Consider the following 21,406-nt stretch of genomic DNA (forward strand, 5'->3'; position numbering starts at 1 on the left):
CGTCTGGCGCCGGGGGTGCGGTCCGTCAGGCGCAGGGTGCGCGTCGTCTGGCGCCGGGGGTGCGGTCCGTCAGGCGCAGGGTGCGCGTCGTCTGGAGCCGGGGGTGCGGTCCGTCAGGCGCAGGGTGCGCGTCGTCTGGAGCCGGGGGTGCGGTCCGTCAGGCGCAGGGTGCGCGTCGTCTGGCGCCGGGCGCGCGGTCCGTCACGCGCCCGGTGTGCGGTCCCTCAGGCGCCCGGCGCGCGGTAGTCCACCTGCTGCCGGACGGCCTCGTCGACCTCGTCGGCCGACAGCAGTACGACCGTGCTCGTGCGGACCCCGCCGGCCGCCGAGACGACCATGCCCATGGCCGCGGCGGAGGTGTTGCCCGGCAGCTCCGCCGTGACGTAGACGTCGTCGTCGCCGAAGGCCCAGTACATCGACTCGACCCGGCCCCCCAGTCCGTCGACCATGCGCGCGACGACCTCGCGCCGGGCGCTCCCGCCTTCCCTGAGCAGACCCTTGAGTCCGTCCGGGGTCAGCTTCACCTTGAAGAGGTACTTCGGCATCGGGGCCACCTTTCACTTCCGCCCGAGGAGTCGCTTCGACTCCCTCATGCTCCTTCCGTTGCGGGCTGCCGTCGCGGCGACGAGGGGTGCGAACAGGGCCATACGGGTCACTCGGGACATTCTGTACATTCAGGAAAAAAATTCCGCCCGGGGTCTTCTCTCCACGGGCAGAAGTTCTAATCTGGAGATAGGCCTACGGGACGAGTGAGGGAGTCCGACCGGAGTAGCCGACGTTGGCCGGAAGCCTCGGCTTCCGCCGGTGCCGACTGCGACGGTAGGGCTGAGAGGCCGGAAGGAAGCAGGCCGCAAGGCCGGCGACCCGAAGGCGACCCCCAACACCTGATCCGGACCATGCCGGCGAAGGGAACCCGTCTCGTAGGTCATTCACGTGTGTCCGGGGCCGTCAGGTCGATCAGCCGGCACACCGTCTCGATGTCGATCTTCACCTGGGCGATCGAGGCCCGGCCCGAGAGCCAGGTGATCAGGGCCGAGTGCCAGGTGTGCTCGATGACCCGGACCGCCGAGAGCTGCCGCGGGGTCGGGTTCTCCTGCCCCATCGCGTCCAGGATGATCGCCGTGGTCTGCCGGGAGACCTGGTCGACCTCCGGGCTCACGCTGCGGTCGGCGAAGGTGAGGGCGCGGACCATCGCGTCGGCCAGGTGCGGTTCCCGCTGCAGGGCGCGGAAGGCCCGCATCAGCGTCTCCGCGACCCGCTCGGCCGCCGTCTCGCCCTGCGGGGGCTTCTTCCGCAGCGTGCCGTGCATGTGCTCCAGCTGGTCCTGCATCGTGGCGACCAGCAGATGGATCTTGGAGGGGAAGTAGCGGTACAGCGTGCCGAGCGCCACCTGCGAGGACTCCGCGACCTCGCGCATCTGCACCGCGTCGAAACCGCCCCGGCTGGCCAGCTGCGCACTCGCGTGCAGGATGCGGCGACGCCGGGCCTCCTGCCGCTCCGTGAGGGGAGCGGAGGCGGGGGCTGCGGCTCTGGCTTCCACCTTGGCCACCTTGTTCACCTTGGCGTTCACCTTGGCTTCCGCGGGCATGGGTCGTCCCGTTCCGTGACCGTCCGTGAGGACGAGTGATCACACAGCATGGCACGGCACCGGCCGTGGCGTGAATCACCTGATCCACTGGTCACAGCGCCCCTACCTGCCGGTAGATTCGGAGCCTCCGAACGATCAAGTCTGAAACTTGTTCTAGATTAGCGTCCCGGCGTAATCTCGCGGGACAGTGCAGGGAGAAGGGGGCCCAGAGTGACCGCTGAGGCCAGGGAGGCCGGGGCCTCGGAGGGCCCGGCTGCCGACGGCTTGCGACCGCTCCACATCGCGCTCCTCACCTATAAAGGGAACCCGTTCTGCGGCGGCCAGGGCGTCTACGTCCGGCACCTCTCCCGCGAACTGGCCCGCCTCGGCCACCGCGTCGAGGTCATCGGCGCCCAGCCCTACCCCGTCCTCGACGAGGGCTACGACGGACTGCGCCTGACCGAGCTGCCCAGCCTCGACCTGTACCGCCAGCCGGACCCCTTCCGCACACCCGGGCGCGACGAGTACCGCGACTGGATCGACGCGCTGGAAGTCGCGACGATGTGGACCGGCGGTTTCCCCGAGCCGCTGACGTTCTCGCTGCGCGCCCGCCGCCATCTGCGCGCCCGCCGCGGCGAGTTCGACGTCGTGCACGACAACCAGACCCTCGGCTACGGCCTGCTGGGCGACGTCGGCGCGCCGCTGGTGACGACCATCCACCACCCCATCACCGTGGACCGGCAGTTGGAGCTGGACGCGGCGGACGGCTGGCAGCGGCGCTACTCGGTGCGGCGCTGGTACGCGTTCACGCGCATGCAGAAGCGGGTGGCGCGGCGGCTGCCGTCCGTGCTCACCGTCTCCGGCACGTCCCGCCAGGAGATCGTCGACCACCTCGGCGTCCGGCCGGACCGGATCCACGTCGTCCACATCGGCGCCGACACCGACCTGTTCTCGCCGGATCCGTCCGTGCCGGTCGTGCCGGGCCGGATCGTGACGACGTCCAGCGCGGACGTGCCGCTCAAGGGCCTGGTGTACCTGGTCGAGGCGCTGGCCAAGGTCCGTACGGAGCACCCCGGGGCGCATCTCGTCGTGGTCGGCAAGCGTCCCGCCGAGGGGCCGGTCGCCCAGGCGATGGAGCGCTACGGGCTGGAAGGCGCCGTGGAGTTCGTCAAGGGCATCTCCGACGCCGAACTCGTCGACCTGGTGCGCTCGGCGCAGGTCGCCTGCGTGCCGTCGCTCTACGAGGGTTTCTCGCTGCCGGCCGCGGAGGCCATGGCGACGGGGACGCCGCTGCTCGCCACGACCGGGGGTGCGATCCCCGAGGTCGCCGGACGGGACGGCGAGACGTGCCTCGCGGTGCCGCCGGGGGACTCCGAGGCACTCGCGGCGGGGCTGGGCCGCCTGCTGGGCGACCCGGAGCTGCGGGCGCGGCTCGGGGCGGCCGGGCGGCAGCGGGTGCTGCGGCACTTCACGTGGGCCAGGGCGGCGGAGGGGACGGTGGCGCGGTACCGCGAGGCCATCGAACGGGCCGGGGGCCACCGGACCCGGACCCCGGGCCGGGCCTCCGGCGTCGCGGCGGCCACGGCGGGTGCCGGCTCACGGGCTGCCACCCCTCAGGTTTCCGTGTCCTCGGCGGGTGCCGTCTCCCCGGCCCCGGCAGATGTAACAGGCGTCAACTCCGAAAGCAGGGCCACGTGCTGACCGTCGACTTCTCCCGGTTCCCGCTCGCCCCGGGCGACCGTGTCCTGGACCTCGGCTGCGGTGCCGGCCGGCACGCGTTCGAGTGCTACCGGCGCGGCGCGCAGGTCGTGGCGCTGGACCAGAACGCCGACGAGATCCGCGAGGTCGCGAAGTGGTTCGCGGCGATGAAGGAGGCCGGGGAGGCCCCCGAGGGCGCCACCGCCACGGCCATGGAGGGCGACGCCCTCGCGCTGCCCTTCCCCGACGAGTCCTTCGACGTCGTCATCATCTCCGAGGTGATGGAGCACATCCCCGACGACAAGGGCGTCCTCGCCGAGATGGTCCGCGTGCTGAAGCCGGGTGGCCGCATCGCCGTCACCGTGCCGCGCTACGGCCCCGAGAAGGTCTGCTGGGCCCTGTCCGACGCCTACCACGAGGTCGAGGGCGGCCACATCCGCATCTACCGGGCCGACGAGCTGCTGGAGAAGATCCGCGAGGCCGGCCTGGAGCCCTACGGCACCCACCACGCGCACGCGCTGCACTCGCCCTACTGGTGGCTGAAGTGCGCGTTCGGCGTCGACAACGACAAGGCGCTGCCGGTGCGCGCGTACCACAAACTGCTCGTCTGGGACATCATGAAGAAACCGCTGGCCACCCGGGTCGCCGAGCAGGCGCTGAACCCGCTGATCGGCAAGAGCTTCGTGGCGTACGCGACCAAGCCGCACCTGCCGCGCCTGGCCGACACCGGGGCGGACGCCCAGTGACGACTCCCCGGACGGAACATCTGGTCCTGCCCGGGGTCCTCACCGCCGGGCAGGCCGCCGAAACCGTCGCCGGCATCCTCGCCGTGCAGCGCGAGGACGGCGCGATCCCCTGGTTCCGGGGGCACCACCTCGACCCCTGGGACCACGTCGAGGCGGCGATGGCCCTCGACACGGCCGGCGAGCACGAGGCCGCGGAGCGGGCCTACCTGTGGCTGGCCCGGCACCAGAACGAGGACGGCTCCTGGTACGCGGCCTACACCGACGGGGAGTCCGACGCCGTCACCGACCGCGGCCGGGAGACCAACTTCGTCGCCTACATAGCCGTGGGCGTCTGGCACCACTACCTCTCCACCGGCGACGACACGTTCCTGGACCGGATGTGGCCGACGGTGTACGCGGCGGTGGAGTTCGTGCTCCGCCTGCAGCAGCCGGGCGGACAGATCGGCTGGCGCCGCGACGACGACGGCACGGAGACCACCGACGCCCTGCTGACGGGCTGCTCCTCCATCCACCACGCGCTGCGGTGCGCGCTGGCCATCGCCGAGCAGCGGGAGGAGGCGCAGCCGGACTGGGAGCTGGCGGCCGGAGCCCTGCGGCACGCCATACGCCACCACCCGGAGCGGTTCCTCGACAAGAACCGCTACTCCATGGACTGGTACTACCCGGTGCTGGGCGGCGCGTTGACCGGCGCCGAGGCCAAGTCCCGTATCGAGGAAGGGTGGGACCGGTTCGTCGTGCCCGGGCTGGGCGTGCGGTGCGTGGTGCCCAATCCGTGGGTGACGGGCGGGGAGTCGGCCGAACTCGCCCTGGCACTGTGGGTGATGGGGGAGTCCGACCGGGCGCTTGAGGTGCTGCAGTCGATCCAGCACCTGCGGGACGCGGAGAGCGGGCTCTACTGGACCGGGTACGTCTTCGACGACGACGCGATCTGGCCGCGGGAGCTGACGACGTGGACGGCCGGGTCGTTGCTGCTCGCCGTCGCCGCGCTGGGCGGCCATGAGGCGACCTGTGCGGTGTTCGGCGGGGAGCAGTTGCCTGTGGGGCTCGAGGCGGAGTGCTGCGCCTAGGAACTCGGGGGGGCGGGCCGGGTGTGCGGGCGCGGGTCGTGCGTGGCTTGTCGCGCGGTTCCCCGCGCCCCCAGGACAGTCAGTGCCGGTGCACCCGGTTGGCGATGGCGTGGCCCACGAACAGGTACACCACCGCCGCCAGGCCGTAGCCGGCCACGACCCTGGCCCAGGCCTCGTCGAAGGTGAAGAGGTCATGGGACCAGCCGGCCAGCCAGCGGGCCGCGTCATGGATGAACTGGACGAAGTCGTTCGCCCGGTTCGCGTCCAGCAGGTACATCAGAATCCACAGGCCCAGGATGAGGGCCATGATGTCGGCGACGACCGCGATGATCGTGCCGGCCTGATTCGCGCCGTTGCGATATCGAGGGGACATGTTCAACGGGTTGCCCCTGCGGCCGGATCGAAACCCGCCGCGCGCTTCCCGCCGTGTTCAACCGACGTTCCCGGCCGGGTCGTTCGGGGTACACCCGCATCACCGACGATCCTGGCCCGGCCGGCCGGGGAGCGCGCCGGTGTCACGGGGGGAGAACGCAGGTGCCCGCGAACAGGCCCGCTGCCGAAGAGCCGCGGTTGACCGTCACCAGACCCCCGCGCCGGCGTCTGCGCAGAGCGCTGGCGTCGGCGCTGCCCGTCCCGGTCATCGGGCTGGTCCTGCTCGTGACCTCCGGGAACCTGCTGCTGCCGCTGCGGCAGGTGGTCACCATCGAGGCCAAGATGGCCTCGAAGCGGGACTTCTTCCAGGACCCCGAGGTCGAGCGGCTGCTCATGAAGCACGGCTTCCGCGTGCACATCACCAACATGGGCTCGCGTGAGATCGCCAAGCAGGACTACGAGGGATACGACGTCGTCTTCCCCTCCGGCCAGCCGGCCGCCGACCTGATCAGCCGGGAGCGCGCCCGGGCGAACCGTCCGGTGCTGCTGTACCGCCCGTTCGTCAGCCCCATCGTGCTGGCCACCTACCGGGACTACGCCGAGGTGCTCACCGCGGAAGGCGTCGCGGAGCGCCTGCCGGGCTCGGGCGGCCCGCCGATGTACTACACCCTCGACATGCGGAAGTTCCTCGACCTCGCGCACGGCAAGAGGAAGGGCGTCCAGCGCGCTTCCAAGGGCGGCTACCGCTGGGACGAGATCGACCCCGAGCACAAGGACTACGTCCGCAACGGCAACAAGATCCTCGCCCAGACCTCGGACATCTGCGAGGCCAACTCCGCCGGCACCTACCTCGGACTCGTGGCCTTCGTCGAGCACGGGAACGACGCGCCGGACAGCGAGGCCGAGGCGGAGCGACTCGCCCGCGAGATCAAGCCGCTCCTCGTCGAACAGGGCCTGCCGTCCTCCGAACGGGCCGAAACGTATCTGTCCCCCGACGGGCAGAGCATCGCCCCGATCTCGGTGATCTACGAGCACCAGTTCCTCGCCCACCAGATCAGGCACGAGGCCGCGAAGGGCACGACCGACGACGAGCGCGTCCTGCTCTACCCCTCCACACGCTTCGTCACCGAACCCCAGCTCGTCGCGCTGACCGGCGACGGCGCCCGGCTCGGCGAGCTGGTCAGCAAGGACCCCGAACTCCAGCACCGGGCCATGGAGTTGGGCTTCAGGGCCCGCAACGCCACCAGCAGCTCGACCAGCGAGGAGCTCACCCGGTTCCTCACCGAGCGGCAGATCCCGGTGCCCACCACCTCCTCCGACGACACCCGGGCCGTCCTGCCCAGCCTGCCCCTGCTGGAGAAGATGATCGAGATCGTCGGCGACTGCCCGGACCGGACGGGCAGCCGGTGAGGCGCGGGGCGGGCCTGACGGCGCTCTGCCTGGCGCTCGTGGCCACCTTCCTCACCGCCTGCTCGGGCGACGGCGACGACACGGTCCGGCTGCGCGTGCTCGCCAGTCCCGACCTCGCCGTGCTGGCCCCGCTGCTGGGCGAGCTGAAGGACGAGACCGGTGTCGACCTGCGCCTGGACCTCCGGGCCGACGCCGAGACGAAGACCCCGGACCGCGGCGGGTACGACCTCGCGTGGCTGTCCTCCGACCGCTACCTGCGCCTCACCGACAAGAACGCCACCCGGGGGCTCCAGCGCACGCCCACCATGACGTCCCCCGTCGTCATCGGCCTGAAGCCGGACGTGGCGCACGAGCTGCGCGCCCAGGTGCCCGGCTCCCGGCTCACCTGGGCCGACATCGCCGACGCCGCCGCCGACGGCACCGTCCGCTTCGGCATGGCCGACCCCCGGCACGCCGGCAGCGGACTCGCCGCCCTCGTCGGCGTCGCCACCGCCGCGGCCGGTACCGGAGCCGCGCTGCGCCCCGAGGACGTCTCCTGCGACCGGCTGCGCGGCTTCCGCTCCGGGCAGACCCTCACCGCCGACACCGGCCCCGCCCTCGTCGACTCCTACGTCGACCACCAGGACGAGACCAACGCCCTCATCACCTACGAGTCCGACCTGCTCGCCCTCAACGCCACCGGCCGCCTCGAGAACCGCCTGGAGGTGGTCCGCCCCGAGGACGGCATGGTCCTGGCGGACTTCCCGCTGCTCCTGCTGAACCCGGCCCACCGCGCCGCGTACGACAAGGTCACGCAGTGGCTGCGGCGCGACCCGGTGCAGCGGCAGATCATGCGGCAGACCCTGCGCCGCCCCGTGAACACGACGGTCCCCCGGGACGCGCGGCTGCGCGAACCGGTCGGCAACGCCCTCTTCTTCCCCGACCGACCAGCCGTCATCACGACCCTGTTGGCGGACTACGGCGACCCCGACCGCCGCACCCCGAGCCAGGTGGTCTTCCTGCTCGACTTCTCCGGCTCGATGCGCGGCGCCCGGATGGCCGCCCTGCGCGAGGCCTTCGCCGGGCTCAGCGGCGCGGACCCGTCCGCCTCCGGCAAGTTCACCCGCTTCTACCGGGGAGAGCGGCTGACCGTCGTCCGGTTCGGCGGCCGGGTGCTGGCGGAGAAGACCGTCACCGTCACCGGTCCGAAGGACCTGACCGCCCTCGCCGACACCGTCGCCCGGGGCGGCTACGGCGACGCCACCGCCGTGTGGTCCGCCCTCGACCACGGCTACCGCACCGCCGCCCGCGCACTGGCCGCCGATCCCGACCGCTCGGTCTCCCTCGTCCTGATGACGGACGGCGAGAACAACGCGGGCCTGTCGTACGCGGAGTTCGTACGCCGCCACGACGCGCTGCCCGCCGCCGTGCGCGCCGCCGTCCCCACCTACCCCGTCCACTTCGGCGAGGCCGACGCGCGCGAGCTGCGGCGCGCGGCGGCGCGGACGGGGGGACGGATGGTGGAGGCCGGCGGCTCGTCCCTTTCCGAGGCTTTCAAGGAGATCCGTGGCTGTCACTGACGCACTGTGGTGGAGCCTTTGGTGGCCGTGGATGACGGTCTGGCTGGTGACGGCCGCCGGCGCGGTGGTGCTCGCGGTGGTCCTGGTGCGCCATGCCCGGGAGCGCCGCAGGCACCAGCGGCGCTGGCAGTCGGCGTACAGCATCTGCCTGTATCTGGACGAGCAGGCGGTGATGGACCTGTACGAACTCGGCAACTACCGGTCCGCGCTGGAGGAGGCCGTCGAGCTGCGCACGAAGGTCGACACGAGTGTCGGCTTCTGGAGCCGGGTGCTGACGTGGCTGTTCCGGTTCCGGCTGAAGCGGGACGTCAGCCAGGAGACGTTCCGCAAGTTCGTGCGCAAGGACAAGCCGATCAACGTGATCGGCGTGGTCCTGGAGGCCTTCGACCGGGCCGACGCCATCGTCCACGCCGACCTGACGACCCTGACCGTCGTCCCGAACCGGAACCTCGCCGACAACCTGGCTGACGGCCGTGCGGTCACCCTGAGCCGCATCGGCGAGTTCGTCTCGGTCAAAGGCGTGTTCACCCGCGTGCCGGACGTGACGGAGGGATTCGTCCTGCGGGCCGAGTACGGCGACGAGCAGCCCCCGGTGTACATGCGCGTCGTGGCCCCCGGCAACGCCCGCCGCTCGATCCCGGCCGGCACCTTCACGGCCCGCTGCCTCGGCAAGATGACCGGCTGGCGCGAGGAGACCCGCGAGGTGACGCTGGAGGCCATCGCGATCTTCTGGTGACCGCCGCTCAGCGGGAGTTGAGCTCGGCGAGCACCCGCAGGGTGTGCGGATCGGGCGCCAGGACCAGCAGGTCCGTCACCGGCCCCTCGCGCCACGACTCCAGCCGCTCCGCGATGCGTTCGCGCGGGCCGACCAGGGAGATCTCGTCGGCGAAGGCGTCCGGCACCGCGCGGACGGCCTCCTCGCGGCGGCCCTCCGCGAACAGCCGCTGGATCCGGCGGGCCTCCTCCCCGTACCCCATGCGGGCCATCAGGTCGGCGTGGAAGTTCCTGGTCGCGTGGCCCATCCCGCCGATGTAGAAGCCGAGCATCGCCTTCACCGGCAGCAGCCCCTCGGCGACGTCGTCGCAGACCCGGGCCTGGGCCATCGGCGCGACGAGGAAGCCCTCGGGGAGTTCGGCCAGGGCCGGGCCGTAGACCTCCGGCCGGGTCGGCGCCCAGTACAGCGGCAGCCAGCCGTCGGCGATGCGGGTCGTCTGGGCGACGTTCTTCGGCCCCTCCGCCCCGAGCAGGACCGGCAGGTCGGCGCGGAGCGGGTGCGTGATCGGCTTGAGGGGCTTGCCGAGACCGGTGGCGTCCGGGCCCCGGTAGGGGTGGGAGTGGAAGCGGCCGGGCAGTTCGACGGGGGCCTCGCGGCGCAGCACCTGCCGCAGGACGGCGACGTACTCGCGGGTGGCGGTGAGCGGGGAGGCGGGGAACGGGCGGCCGTACCAGCCCTCCACGACCTGCGGGCCGGACAGGCCGAGGCCCAGCAGCAGGCGGCCGCCGGAGAGATGGTCCAGGGTCAGGGCGTGCATCGCGGTCGTGGTCGGCGGGCGGGCCGCCATCTGCGCGACCGCCGTGCCGAGGCGGATGCGGCTGGTGTGCGCGGCGATCCAGGCGAGCGGCGTGAAGGCGTCCGAGCCCCAGGACTCCGCCGTCCACACGGAGTCGTAGCCGAGCCGCTCCGCCTCCTGCGCGAGGTGCACGTGGCCGGGGGAGGGGCCGCGGCCCCAGTAGCCGAGCGCGAGTCCGAGCCGCATGCCTGCCTCCTGACGATATGTCAGCTGACGGGGCGACGACTGTACGGCAACGGCCCCCCACCCGGAAGGGCGAGGGGCCGTACGAGAGACCGTGGGGCTCAGCCGCGCTGGATGCCGGAGGTGTCCTGGAGGACACCGCGGCGGCCGTCCTGCGTCTGGGCGACCAGGGCCGCGCCGCGCTGCTCGACCGCCAGGTACCAGGTACCCGGGGCGAGTTCGGCGATGGGCGTCGGCGAGCCGTCCTCCGCGAACAGCGGCCGCGGCACCGGCACCGCGAACCAGAACGGCGAGAAGTCCCCGGCCGGCGGCTGCGGCTGGGCCTGCGCCTGCTGCGGCTGACCACCGTAGGGCTGCCCCGGCTGCGGGTGGCCGTAACCGCCGGGCTGCTGGGCGCCCGGGTAGCCGTAACCACCCTGCGGCTGAGCCCCGTAGGGCTGGGGAGCGGCCGGGCGGGGGGCCGGGATGAGGGCGCCCTTGAGGGCGGGGACGAGGGGGGTGGCGAGGGCGGCGGCGGCCATGAGCAGCGTGGCGACGAGGGCGAGGATCAGGCCCGTGCCGGCGTCGGGACCGTCGGAGGAACTGCCGACGTTGTCGACGGCACCGCCCGGGTCGAAGACGTTGCCGAGGGCGCTCCACGCGGCGAAGACCGTGAAGGCGGCCCCGAACTGGCCCAGGTCCAGCCCCGCGACCTTCGGCGACTGGGGCAGACCCCGGGACACGACGACGAGTGCGGCCCCGATGATTCCCGCCAGGACGACACCGAGCACCACCGGCCCGCTTCCCCAGAGGCTCGGAATTTCGAGGCTGTCGGGCGCACCATCGATCGAATAGATGTCGAAGAACGACGCGATGAACAGCAATACCGCTGCTCCGATCACCACGCCGTCGCCTCGAGTGAGGGAGCGGATATTCACTTCAGGTCCTTCGTAGATCGTCTCATCGTCGGTGGAGGCGTCGCTGTCACCCTGTCGCCGTCTGGCCCCTGTGTGAAGCGTGGGGGTGGCCCCTCATCGTAAGGAGGACACTATCGTCCGCCCGATCAGGGTGTCCGCCGGGACCGGCCCGCCGAGTGCTACCCACGCAGGAAAAGCACGATTCCCTCAGAGATCCCTTGCGCCGCCTTCTGTCGCCAGGCGCCACTGGTCAGCAACGCCGCGTCCTTGCTATCGCGCATGTTGCCGCACTCGATGAACACCTTGGGAACCGTTGACAGATTGAGACCGCCGAGGTCCTTGCGCGTGACGAGGCCGCTGCCGTCGCCGATGTAGTTGGAGGGCGCGCTGCCGGTGACGGCCACGAAGCGGCCCGCGACGCGCTCGCCGAGGTCCCGGGAGGGGCCGACGATGGCACGGGTGTCGGCGGCGCCCGCGTGCACCGCGCCGGGCAGGATGACGTGGAAGCCGCGGTTGCCGGCGCCCGAGCCGTCCGCGTGGACCGAGACCACGGCATCGGCCTTCGCCTCGTTGCCGATCCGGGCCCGCTCGTCCACGCAGGGGCCGTACGGCCGGTCGTCGTCCTGTGTCAGCTTGACCGTGGCGCCCTGCTCTTCGAGGAGCGTGCGCATCCGGTGCGCCACGTCCAGGGTGAACTTCGCCTCGGTGTACCCGTCGTTGGTGGAGGTCCCCGTGGTGTCGCACTCCTTCCAGTTCGTCCCGATGTTCACCTTGCGGTTGATCTCGGACGGGTGCTGGAAGTTGCCCGGGTTGTGCCCGGGGTCGATGACGACGACCTTGCCCTTGAGCGGGCCGGAGGCGGCGGGCGTGGACGGGGCGGGCGCGTCCGAGGGGGCCGGGGAGGTGCCCGGCTCCTTGGCGTCGTCGGAGGGGCTGCTCGACGCGGCGGGCGGAGAGGACCCTACGGTCGCCCGGTCCGAGCCGCCCGCGTCCCCCGAGCCGCCCACCGTCTCGTACACCAGCCAGCCGAGCAGCGCCCCCGGCACGAGCGCGGCGAGCGCGACGGTCAGCGGGCCGCGGCGGGGGCGGCGGGGCTGGGGAGGTTCGAATTCCGGGCCTGCGTACGACACGCCTGCCACCCTAGCGGCCGTGCCGGGGCGCAGCGGGCCGAGGACGGCCCGACGGGTGGCGGTCACCCCCTCGCTGCCGCCGTCGCCCCCGTGCCGGCAGGGCTGAAGCGGGCCGCTGCACGTCCCCGACCGGTGGCGGCTACCGGGCGTTGCCGCCGTCGTCGCCGTGCCGGCAGGGCGGGAGCGGGTCGTTGCGCGTTCCCGGTCGGTGGCGGCTACCGGGCGTTGCCGCCGTCGTCGCCGTGCCGGCAGGGCGGGAGCGGGTCGTTGCGCGTTCCCGGTCGGTGGCGGCTACCCGGCGTCGCCGCCCTCGCCGCCGTGCCGTACCGCCTCCTTCACCCGCGCCTCGATCTCCTGGCGGGGCGTCTCCTCCTGCTTCGCGTACGCGGTCACCGCCGCCTGGACGTCCCGGGCGAGGTCCCGCCAGGCGCGCCAGGCGGTCTCCCAGGTGGTGGTCTGCCGGTCGCTCCACTCGGTCTGGGTGGGCGGCCCGTACGCGTCCTGCAGCTCACGCACGCGGGCGTACGCCTCGTCCGCCGCGCGCTGCTTCTCGACGAGCTCTGCGAAGGTGTGTGCCACGCGCCCGGATCCTTGGGCAGCGTCGGTCGCCCGCCGACTCGCCACGCCGCCCGTGGGCCGACCGGGACCGGGTACGGAGGGCGCGGTTCACCCGCCCAGCCGTTCTGCTAGACGCCCGGCCCGGTGCGCCGCAGGACGCGCAGCGAGTCCGTCGCCGAGACCTCGGTGAAGGCGCCGGAGGCGAGGGCCCTCAGGTAGACGCGGTAGGGGGCCTGGCCGGTGAACTCGTCCTGCGGGTCGGGGAAGACGTCGTGGATGACGAGCAGGCCGCCCTCGGCGACGTGCGGGGCCCAGCCCTCGTAGTCGGCGCCCGCGTGCTCGTCGGTGTGGCCGCCGTCGATGAAGACGAACCCCAGGGGGGTCCGCCAGAACGCGGCGATCTGCGGGGAACGGCCGACCAGCGCGACCACGTGCTCCTCCAGGCCCGCCCGGTGCAGGGTGCGCCGGAACGTGGGCAGCGTGTCCATCAGGCCGATCTCGGGGTCGACCGTCTCGGGGTCGTGGTACTCCCAGCCGGGCTGCTGCTCCTCGCTGCCGCGGTGGTGGTCGACGGTGAGGGCGCTGACCCCGGCCGCGCGGGCGGCGTCGGCGAGCAGGATCGTGGACCGGCCGCAGTACGTGCCGACCTCCAGCAGGGGCAGCCCCAGCCGGCCGGCCTCCACCGCCGCCGCGTACAGGGCGAGGCCCTCGGCCGTGGGCATGAACCCCTTCGCCGCCTCGAACGCGGCCAGGATCTCGGGCTTCGGGGCCGCGGGCATGGGGTTCCTTCCGGTCGTACGACACTCCGGGCGCCCATGGTGCCTCACCCCCTGCCCGCGCGGGACAGGGGGTGGGGCGGTGGTGGGTCGGGGCGATGTGGAGCCTGCCCGTCCGGGGCGGACCCGTCCTCCCGGACCCGCCCGCGGGGTGCCGTGCGGGGTGCCGTTCAGGGCGCGGCGACCGTCCGGCCCGGCAGCGACAGGTCCAGGTCGACGGGCCGGTCGTCGCCCGCGTGGCTCGCGGACGAGGCGAGCGGTTCGTGGCCCGCCGCCCGCACCGCCACGACGTAGGAGCCCTGGGCGGGGACGCCGAGCGCGTAGCCGCCGTCCTCGGCGGAGAGCGTCGCCCCGGCCTGGCGGCCCCGGCGGTCGATCAGCGTGACCCTGGCCCGGGCGACCGGGGAGCCGTCGGCGGCCAGCACCCGGCCCCGGAAGCCGCGCAGCACCTGCTCGGCCCGCTCCAGCGCCGCGTCCTCCTCGCTGCCGGCACGCAGCTGCGGCTTGCCCGAGGGGCGGCGGCCCGGCAGGAACAGCGCCAGGAGCAGGCCCACGGCGACCGCGCCGGTCGCGATCAGGAAGGAGACCCGGAAGCCGTGCATGGTCGGGATCTCGACGCCGCCGACGGTGTGGGCGGTGTTGGCCAGCACCATGCCGATCACGGCGCTCGACACCGACGTGCCGATGGAGCGCATCAGCGTGTTGAGGCCGTTGGCCGCGCCGGTCTCCGACGCCGGGACCGCGCCCACGATCAGCGCGGGCAACGAGGAGTAGGCGAGGCCGATGCCCGCGCCCAGCAGGACCGAGATGACCAGGCTCTGCCACGGGGCGCTCATCAGGCCGAGGCCGGCGCCGTAGCCGATCGCGATGATCAGCAGGCCGAGGATCAGGGTGACCTTGGGGCCGTACTTCGCGGACAGCCGGGCGTAGACGGGCGCGGTGAACATCATCGTCAGGCCGAGCGGCGCGACGAGCAGACCCGCGACGACCATCGACTGGCCGAGGCCGTAGCCGGTGGACTTCGGCAGCTGGAGCAGCTGGGGCAGGACCAGGGAGACGACGTAGAAGGAGACGCCGACCATGATCGAGGCGAGGTTGGTGAAGAGCACGGCCGGGCGGGCCGTGGTGCGCAGGTCGACCAGCGGGGCCTTCACGCGCAGTTCCATCACGCCCCACAGCACGAGCACGACCGCCGACGCGGCGAACAGGCCGAGCGTGGTGCCGGAGGCCCAGCCCCAGTCGCTGCCCTTGGTGATCGGCAGCAGGAACAGCACGAGGCCGGCGGAGAGGCCGAGCGCGCCCGGCAGGTCGAAGGAGCCCTCGGCGCGCATCGGGGACTCCGGTACGACGAGGAGGGTGAGGGCGATCGAGAGCGCGCCGAGTCCGGCGGCGCCGTAGAACAGGGCGTGCCAGTCGCTGTGCTGGGCGACCAGCGCGGCGGCGGGCAGGGCGAGGCCGCCGCCGACGCCTATGGAGGAGCTCATCAGGGCCATCGCCGAGCCGAGCTTCTCGCGGGGCAGCATGTCGCGCATCAGGCCGATGCCGAGCGGGATCGCGCCCATCGCGAAGCCCTGGAGCGTGCGGCCGGTGATCATGAGCAGCAGGTCGCTGGTGAGCGCGCTGACGAGGGCGCCGGCCACCATCACCGAGAGGCTCAGGATCAGCATGCGGCGCTTGCCGTAGAGGTCGCCGAGGCGGCCCATGATCGGGGTGGCCACCGCACCCGAGAGGAGGGTCGAGGTCAGGACCCAGGTGGCGTTGCTGGGGGCGGTGTCCAGCAGTTGGGGCAGATCCTTGATGACCGGGACGAGCAGGGTCTGCATCACCGCGACAACGATGCCCGCGAAGGCGAGCACCGGGACCACGGCCCCGCTCGCTCTGCCGGCGGGACGGTCTGTCGTCGTCTGCGTCATTGAGAGAGGCCTCCAGGCCGGGGGGTCGGGCGTGCACGGTTACGTGGGGTGCGAACCTTGTATGCGCAGGCAACTATTCCGTTGCTTTGGCACTCTAACGAAATCTTGACCTCCTCTTGGGACGGGAGGCCGGATCCGCCGTGGCCCTAGGTCGAAATCCCGATGCCAGGAGCATGGAGTGGTTGAGAGCATGACACCCATGCTCGAAGCCGCCGCAACGACCCGTACGCCCCGCCGGGCCGCGCCGCCCACCTGGCTCGTGATCGCGCTCACCTGCGCCGGGCAGTTCCTCGTCGTGCTGGACGTGTCCGTCGTCAACGTGGCACTGCCGTCGATGCGGACCGGGCTCCAGCTGAGCGAGCAGGGCCTGCAGTGGGTCGTGAACGCCTACGCCATCGCCTTCGCCGGGTTCATGCTGCTCGGCGGGCGGGCCGGGGACCTCTACGGCCGCAAGCGGATGTTCCTCGTCGGGCTGGGCCTGTTCACCCTCGCCTCCCTGGCCGGCGGGCTGGCCCTGGACGGCTGGCAGCTGCTGGCCGCGCGGGCCGCGCAGGGACTGGGCGCGGCGGTGCTGGCGCCCTCGACGCTGACGATCCTCACTGCCTCGGTGCCGGAGGGCGCCGCCCGGGCCCGGGCCATAGGGACCTGGACGGCGGTCGGGGCCGGCGGCGGCGCGGCGGGCGGCCTGGTCGGCGGGCTGCTGGTGGAGACGCTGTCCTGGCGGTGGGTGCTGCTGATCAACGTGCCCGTGGGTGCCGTGGTGCTGTGCGCGGCCGCCTGGTTCCTCACCGAGGGCCGGGAGCGGGACGGGCGGCGGCTCGACCTGCCCGGCGCGCTGCTCGTCACGGCCGGGCTCGGCACCCTGGCCTACGGCATCTCCCGGACGGAGGCAGCGGGCTGGACGGCACCGGACGCGCTGCTCCCGCTGCTCGCCGGGCTGTTGCTGATCGGGCTGTTCCTCGCGGTGGAGGCCCGCACGGCGAGCCCGCTGATGCCGCTCGGGCTGCTGCGCCTGCGCGCGGTCTCCTCGGCGAACACGGCGATGTTCCTGTGCGGCTCCGCGATGTTCTGCATGTGGTTCTTCATGACCCTCTACGCCCAGAACGTCCTCGGCTACACCCCGCTGGAGGCCGGCCTCGCCCTGGTCCCGAGCTCCCTCGCCGTCATCCTCGGCTCCAAGCTCGCGCCCCGGCTCATGCGGGGGGCCGGGCCGCGCACCGTGGCGGTGCTGGGGACGCTGGTCGCCGTGGCCGGCTTCGCCTGGCAGTCCACGATGACCGCGGACGGCTCCTACGCGACGGCCATCCTGATCCCCGGCGTCCTGATGATGCTCGGCGCGGGCCTGGCGGCGACACCGCTCGCCTCCCTCGCCACGTCCGGCGCGCCCGCCGGAGAGGCCGGGCTGGTGTCCGGCCTCGTCAACACCTCCCGCACGATGGGCGGTTCACTGGGCCTGGCGGTCCTCTCCACCCTGGCGGCGGCCCGGTCGGCGGGGAGCACGACGCCGCAGGCCCTGACGGAGGGCTACGCGTCGGCGTTCCGGGTGGGGGCCGCGGTGCTGGCGGCGGGGGTGCTGCTGATGTGGGTCTGGCTGCCCCGGGAGGCGGGCGCACGACAGGACCGCTGACGGGGAAAAGAGTGCCCGTCGCGTGGCCCGGAACAGCCCCGTGACGGCCTCTGGGCGGTGCGCCAGGGGTATTTCGGGGCAGGGGCGGTGTGGTCCCTCCGGCCGGTGCCGCCCAGGGTGCGCGGCGGGCCGTAAAACCCCTCCGCCCATGCCTGCCCACCCCCTCTGACCTGGCCTTTCGATCGTTCTCGCCCTACCGTTGGCGGTCGCGGAAGGGGGCCGGATGGACCGGAACATACGCACTGTCGACGACGTACTCGCCCTGCTCGACGGGCTCTTCGCACCCGAGGCCGACCGATGGTCCGAGCGGGGAGCCGGCTGGTGGGACGGCTTCTACGCCGACCGCTCCCGGCCGGTGCCGTTCTTCGTGGCGAAGCCGGACGAGAGCCTGGTGAGGCAGGTGGAGAGCGGACTGATCACCGGGCGACGCGCGCTCGACCTCGGGTGCGGCCCGGGGCGGAACGCGCTGTACCTGGCGGCGCGGGGCTTCGAGGTCGACGCGGTCGACCTGTCCTCGACGGCCGTCGACTGGGCCCGCGACCGGGCCCTGGAAGCCGGGGTGAAGGGCGTGCGGTTCCACTGCGGGGACGCCTTCGCGCTCGCCGGCACGGAACTCACCGGGCCCTACGACCTCGTGTACGACTCGGGCTGCTTCCACCACCTGCCGCCGCACCGGCGGGTCAGCTACCTGGCGCTGCTGGAGCGACTCCTGGCCCCCGGGGGCCTGTTCGGCCTGACGTGTTTCGCGGCCGGGGCCGACGGAATGGGATCGGAGCTGTCCGACGCCGACTTCTACCGCGAGGGCGCGGGGCTGCGCGGCGGGCTGGCCTACCCGCCCGAGGCGCTGCGGCAGATCTTCTCCGCACTGACCGAGGTCGAACTGCGGCGGATGCGCGACGAGCCGGAGGAGTCGGAGTACTTCGGGGAGCCCTTCCTGTGGGCGGCTTTGTTCCGGCGGAGCCGGGGCTCACAGCCAGCCCTGGCGGCGGGCCTCGCGGAGGGCCTCCATGCGGTTGCGGGTGCCGGTCTTGCCGATGGCGGCGGAGAGGTAGTTGCGGACGGTGGACTCCGAGAGGTGCAGCCGGGCGGCGATGTCGGCGACGGTCGCGCCGTCCGCTGACGCCTTGAGCGCATCGCTCTCGCGGGCGGTGAGGGGACTGGGACCGGCGCTGAGCGCGGCGGCGGCCAGGGCGGGGTCGACCACGGTCTCACCGGCCAGGACACGGCGGATGGCGGCGGCGAGTTCCTCGACGGGGCCGTCCTTCACCAGGAAGCCGGTGGCCCCCGCCTCCATCGCCCGGCGGAGGTAGCCGGGGCGGCCGAAGGTCGTGAGGATCAGCACCCGGCACTCGGGCAGCCGGGCGCGCAGCTCGGCGGCGGCGTCCAGGCCGCTGCGGCCCGGGAGTTCGATGTCGAGCAGGGCGACGTTCGGGCGGTGCGCGAGCGCCGCGTCCAGGATCGCGTCACCGGCCGCCACCTGGGCGACGACCTCGATGTCGTCCTCCATCCCGAGCAGCAGCGCGAGCGCCCCGCGCATCATGCCCTGGTCCTCTGCGAGCAGCACGCGGACGGGTCTGTCGGTCACGGGGCCAGGGCAGGGCGGGGCGCGCCGAGCAGCGACGCCAGCGTCTCGGTGAAGGACGTCGCCGAGTGGTCGGCGTGCTCGCGGATGCGCGCGGCGACGGCGTCGGCTCCGCCGCCCTCCACCAGGTGGACGATCCGGTCCAGGTCCTGCCCGTACCCCTCCTGGGTGGACAGATAGAAGTCCGTCGCGTCGTACGCCATGTGGAAGACGTGCTTCTTCACATCGCTCAGCGTCAGGTAGTCGTCGTGCGTCTTCGGCGTCGGCTCGGGCGCGCCGACGCTCACCGCCGGGGTGCCGGCGCCCCACGCGTTGACCGCCAGGTGGTAGGTGTCGGTGATGACGAGCCGGTAGCGGGGGAGGACCCCCAGCAGATCGCCGATGGTGTGCTCCCCCGGCCGCTGCGCGATGTGCCCGACCGCGGCCGGGACGTCCCGGTCGAACCAGGGCAGCCACTCCAGCGGGGCGCCCAGCCGGTCGGACAGGCCCTGGCAGAAGCCCGGCAGCCAGTCGGGGACCGGCGTACGGGCGCCGAGGAACACGCCGATCGCACCGCCCTCGGGGACCGACCGGGACCACGCCGTGGCCGGGAGGTGGCCGAGGTCGCCCGGGCGGGACAGCAGCGCCGCGTCGGAACCGAAGTAGTCGGTCGCACGGTCCTTGCGGAGGTGCGCGATCTTGGCCGCCGAGAGCGGGTCCCGCACCCACATCCGGTGACTGCGCGTCACCAGGCGGGAGAACAGCGGCCCGTACTCCTTGTCCTCGTAGTCGGACTGCGTGTTGTGCAGGATGGTCCCGCCGTAGCTGAGGGTCCGGGCGAGGAGTTCGTCCGGCTGGTCCGCCAGCAGCATGGTCCGCTGCAGCAGGCCCCGGGCGGCGTTCCGGTCGGCGGCGAAGCCGAAGTCGAGCAGGCGGTTCGTCGCGTCCTGCGCCAGGTAGTGCCGGGTGTGCAGGAAGTCGCCCCAGAAGACGACGGCGTCGTGGTCGCGGAGCGAGTCGAGGTGCTCGGTCAGCGGCAGGAAGCGGAACGGCAGGCGGGTGCCGCGCGCGCACTCCCGCAGGGGTACGGTCTCCGGCGTGTGCAGCGTGTACCAGTTGGCGTCGAGCCCGCCGCCCATCCGCCGCCGCAGGGACTCGAAGGCCAAGTCGACGGTCAGCATGCCGGTGTTGCGGTACCCGATGTTCGGCGCGGTGATGACGGCGACGCGTGCCATGTGCTCCATTTCCCCTGGCTGTCGTCGGCTTCCCCTAGGGCCTGTCGCCCTGACCGGTGCCGGCGCCGCCGACGTGTGACGCGGACCGTCGGCCAACGTACACGCCGGCGTCGTCGTGCGGACGTTCCGCCCCCTCCGGCCGGGCATCGGCCGCGTCCAGGGGGAGTTCGGCCGTCACCGCGAACCCGCCCCGGGCCCGCGGACCGGCCGCCAGCGAGCCGCCCGCCACCGCAAGCCGCTCCGCCAGCCCGACCAGCCCTGTACCACCGGTGGCTGCCCGGCCTCCGGTGCCCGCCCCGGCCCCGGCGACGGCCCCGCCCTCGGCGACGGCCCCGTCCTCGGCGACGGCCCCGCCCCCGCCGACCGCCCCGCCCCCGTCGTCCGCCACGGTCAGCCGTACCCGCTCCCCGGCGCCCGTCAGCGTGATCTCGCAGCGGTTCGCCCCGCTGTGGCGGACGACGTTGGTGACCGCCTCCCGCACCACCCAGCCCAGCAGCGCCTCCGTCTGCGGACCGGGCGGGGGGTCCGAGCGGCTGACGACGAGCGTGATGCCCGCCGCCGTCAGTGCCGAGTGCGCCCGGTCGAGTTCGGCGGCGAGGCTGCCCTGCCGGTAGCCGGTCACCGCCTCCCGGATCTCCGTCAGGGCCTGGCGGCCCACGGCCTCGATGTCCGTGATCTGGGCCAGCGCCGCGTCCAGGTCCCGGGCGGCCAGCCGGCGGGCCGCCTCCGACTTCACGACGATCACCGACATCGTGTGCCCGAGCAGATCGTGCAGGTCGCGGGAGAACCGCAGCCGTTCCTTCTCGACCGCCCGGCGGGCCAGCGCCTCCCGCGCGGCGCGCAACTCGCGCACCGCCTCGGACAGCCGCATGATCGCGGCCGTCACCATCGTCGAGATCCAGGTGGCGTACGCGATGTCGAGGCCGCCCCAGCCGTCGTGGAAGCAGGCCACCGCGCCCGCCAGCACCGCCACCGCCGTCCCCGCCGGCCGCAGGTGCGACAGACGCAGGGCCGCGCCCGTCGCGAGCCCCAGCAGGGGGAAGAACAGCAGCCAGTTGTCGCCGTAGCCGGCGGCGAGGGCGCACGTCACGGCCGTCAGCAGCGCGAGCGCCACCCGGGTGGAACGGGCCTCGCGCTTCTCCTTGTGGAACGAGCGCAGCGCCACGTAGATGTAGAGCGAGTTGAAGGCCAGCAGGCCCAGGCCGCCGATCCACGGGTTGGGCGTGCGGCCCTGGACGAGGTTGGAGCACGCGCCCATCCCCAGCAGCAGCCACGGCAGCAGGGTGACGCCGCTGGGCGGCGGGCCGGGGTGCTCACCCGCCCGCTGCGCGGCTCGCCACTCGGCCTTCAGGCGCTCCTTGTTCGCCGCGTAGTGGCGCTGCCGCTCCCGGCCCTCGCGGGCGGCCGACCGTAGCGCCTCGACGCGGCACCGGACCTCGTGTCTCCAGGACATGTCCCGCCTCCGATCAGAGGTGCGCCGTGCAGCGGCGGTACGAAGCACGGCGTACGAACCAGTTCACGGCAGCGACGCTACGGA

Annotated in this window: 19 protein-coding genes and 1 pseudogene; 8 read left to right on the top strand and 12 right to left on the bottom strand. The window is 73.0% G+C overall.

The annotated features are described in order from the left end of the window. Positions 1-224: 224 nt before the first annotated feature. Both ABZ386_RS02590 and ABZ386_RS02595 read right to left on the bottom strand, forming a co-directional pair. Positions 225-545 (bottom strand): GYD domain-containing protein, encoded by a 321-nt coding sequence (locus ABZ386_RS02590; RefSeq protein ID WP_114251914.1) that lies wholly within the window; start codon positions 543-545, stop codon positions 225-227. A gap of 380 nt (positions 546-925) precedes the next feature. Further along, entirely contained in the window at positions 926-1,588 is a 663-nt protein-coding gene (locus ABZ386_RS02595; RefSeq protein ID WP_358963252.1) for a TetR family transcriptional regulator, read from the bottom strand. 210 nt (positions 1,589-1,798) lie between these two features. On the opposite strand from ABZ386_RS02595, the gene ABZ386_RS02600 reads away from it, so the two are divergent. Genes ABZ386_RS02600 through ABZ386_RS02610 form a run of 3 tightly spaced genes read left to right on the top strand, consistent with a single transcriptional unit; the run spans position 1,799 to position 5,078 of the window. Next, positions 1,799-3,268 carry a glycosyltransferase family 4 protein gene (locus ABZ386_RS02600; RefSeq protein WP_358963255.1) on the top strand — a complete coding sequence of 490 codons (1,470 nt, stop codon included), beginning with the start codon at positions 1,799-1,801 and terminating at the stop codon, positions 3,266-3,268. Then, entirely contained in the window at positions 3,262-4,011 is a 750-nt protein-coding gene (locus tag ABZ386_RS02605) for a class I SAM-dependent methyltransferase (RefSeq protein ID WP_114251908.1), read from the top strand. Before ABZ386_RS02600 ends, ABZ386_RS02605 begins: the two co-directional genes overlap by 7 nt. Continuing rightward, positions 4,008-5,078, top strand: a complete 1,071-nt coding sequence (locus tag ABZ386_RS02610; protein ID WP_355719667.1) for a prenyltransferase — start codon at positions 4,008-4,010, stop codon at positions 5,076-5,078. Before ABZ386_RS02605 ends, ABZ386_RS02610 begins: the two co-directional genes overlap by 4 nt. Before the next feature lie 79 nt (positions 5,079-5,157). On the opposite strand, the gene ABZ386_RS02615 is transcribed toward ABZ386_RS02610, so the two are convergent. Continuing rightward, the gene (locus ABZ386_RS02615) at positions 5,158-5,451 is read right to left on the bottom strand and encodes a hypothetical protein (RefSeq protein WP_031112118.1); all 294 of its coding nucleotides are present in this window, start codon (positions 5,449-5,451) and stop codon (positions 5,158-5,160) included. Between the two features lie 197 nt (positions 5,452-5,648). Between ABZ386_RS02615 and ABZ386_RS02620 the strand changes: the two genes are divergently transcribed. From ABZ386_RS02620 to ABZ386_RS02630, 3 genes are read left to right on the top strand one after another with little or no spacing between them, the layout of a single operon-like run. After that, positions 5,649-6,860, top strand: coding sequence for a hypothetical protein (locus tag ABZ386_RS02620; RefSeq protein ID WP_356618194.1), 1,212 nt, complete (start codon positions 5,649-5,651; stop codon positions 6,858-6,860). After that, on the top strand, positions 6,857-8,419 hold the full coding sequence (locus tag ABZ386_RS02625; RefSeq protein WP_351332497.1) for a substrate-binding domain-containing protein: 1,563 nt from the start codon (positions 6,857-6,859) through the stop codon (positions 8,417-8,419). Before ABZ386_RS02620 ends, ABZ386_RS02625 begins: the two co-directional genes overlap by 4 nt. After that, positions 8,406-9,155: a hypothetical protein gene (locus ABZ386_RS02630; RefSeq protein WP_351332494.1), complete on the top strand. Its 750-nt coding sequence runs from the start codon at positions 8,406-8,408 to the stop codon at positions 9,153-9,155. The genes ABZ386_RS02625 and ABZ386_RS02630 overlap by 14 nt, the downstream gene beginning before the upstream one ends. Positions 9,156-9,162: 7 nt before the next feature. Here the strand turns inward: ABZ386_RS02630 and ABZ386_RS02635 are convergent, their stop codons facing one another. The 6 genes from ABZ386_RS02635 to ABZ386_RS02660 form a co-directional block, all read right to left on the bottom strand. After that, positions 9,163-10,176: an LLM class F420-dependent oxidoreductase gene (locus tag ABZ386_RS02635; RefSeq protein ID WP_355719679.1), complete on the bottom strand. Its 1,014-nt coding sequence runs from the start codon at positions 10,174-10,176 to the stop codon at positions 9,163-9,165. Positions 10,177-10,274: 98 nt separating this feature from the next. After that, positions 10,275-11,090 (bottom strand): hypothetical protein, encoded by an 816-nt coding sequence (locus ABZ386_RS02640; RefSeq protein WP_351332488.1) that lies wholly within the window; start codon positions 11,088-11,090, stop codon positions 10,275-10,277. Between the two features lie 158 nt (positions 11,091-11,248). Continuing rightward, positions 11,249-12,199, bottom strand: coding sequence for an N-acetylmuramoyl-L-alanine amidase (locus ABZ386_RS02645; RefSeq protein WP_355719685.1), 951 nt, complete (start codon positions 12,197-12,199; stop codon positions 11,249-11,251). Between the two features lie 291 nt (positions 12,200-12,490). Beyond that, positions 12,491-12,778 carry a hypothetical protein gene (locus tag ABZ386_RS02650; RefSeq protein ID WP_351332482.1) on the bottom strand — a complete coding sequence of 96 codons (288 nt, stop codon included), beginning with the start codon at positions 12,776-12,778 and terminating at the stop codon, positions 12,491-12,493. A gap of 107 nt (positions 12,779-12,885) precedes the next feature. Then, a complete protein-coding gene (locus tag ABZ386_RS02655) occupies positions 12,886-13,536 on the bottom strand; it encodes a class I SAM-dependent methyltransferase (RefSeq protein WP_356618196.1) in 651 nt (216 codons plus the stop codon). A gap of 167 nt (positions 13,537-13,703) precedes the next feature. Continuing rightward, on the bottom strand, positions 13,704-15,446 hold the full coding sequence (locus ABZ386_RS02660) for an MFS transporter (protein ID WP_351332476.1): 1,743 nt from the start codon (positions 15,444-15,446) through the stop codon (positions 13,704-13,706). Between the two features lie 190 nt (positions 15,447-15,636). Here ABZ386_RS02660 and ABZ386_RS02665 point away from each other — a divergent pair, with 190 nt between their 5' ends. Then, positions 15,637-17,073: an MFS transporter gene (locus tag ABZ386_RS02665; protein WP_351332473.1), complete on the top strand. Its 1,437-nt coding sequence runs from the start codon at positions 15,637-15,639 to the stop codon at positions 17,071-17,073. 223 nt (positions 17,074-17,296) lie between these two features. Further along, a pseudogene (locus ABZ386_RS02670) lies at positions 17,297-18,034 on the top strand (class I SAM-dependent methyltransferase); the annotation flags it as partial. A gap of 6 nt (positions 18,035-18,040) precedes the next feature. On the opposite strand, the gene ABZ386_RS02675 reads toward ABZ386_RS02670, so the two are convergent. The 3 genes from ABZ386_RS02675 to ABZ386_RS02685 are packed head-to-tail and all read right to left on the bottom strand — an operon-like array spanning position 18,041 to position 21,322. Continuing rightward, the gene (locus ABZ386_RS02675) at positions 18,041-18,658 is read right to left on the bottom strand and encodes a response regulator transcription factor (RefSeq protein ID WP_037763063.1); all 618 of its coding nucleotides are present in this window, start codon (positions 18,656-18,658) and stop codon (positions 18,041-18,043) included. Continuing rightward, positions 18,655-19,869 (bottom strand): hypothetical protein, encoded by a 1,215-nt coding sequence (locus ABZ386_RS02680; RefSeq protein ID WP_358963261.1) that lies wholly within the window; start codon positions 19,867-19,869, stop codon positions 18,655-18,657. Before ABZ386_RS02680 ends, ABZ386_RS02675 begins: the two co-directional genes overlap by 4 nt. A 34-nt stretch (positions 19,870-19,903) precedes the next feature. After that, positions 19,904-21,322: a histidine kinase gene (locus ABZ386_RS02685; RefSeq protein WP_358963264.1), complete on the bottom strand. Its 1,419-nt coding sequence runs from the start codon at positions 21,320-21,322 to the stop codon at positions 19,904-19,906. Positions 21,323-21,406: the final 84 nt, after the last annotated feature.

The organism is Streptomyces sp. NPDC006140, from assembly GCF_040628815.1.
Taxonomy (GTDB): domain Bacteria; phylum Actinomycetota; class Actinomycetes; order Streptomycetales; family Streptomycetaceae; genus Streptomyces.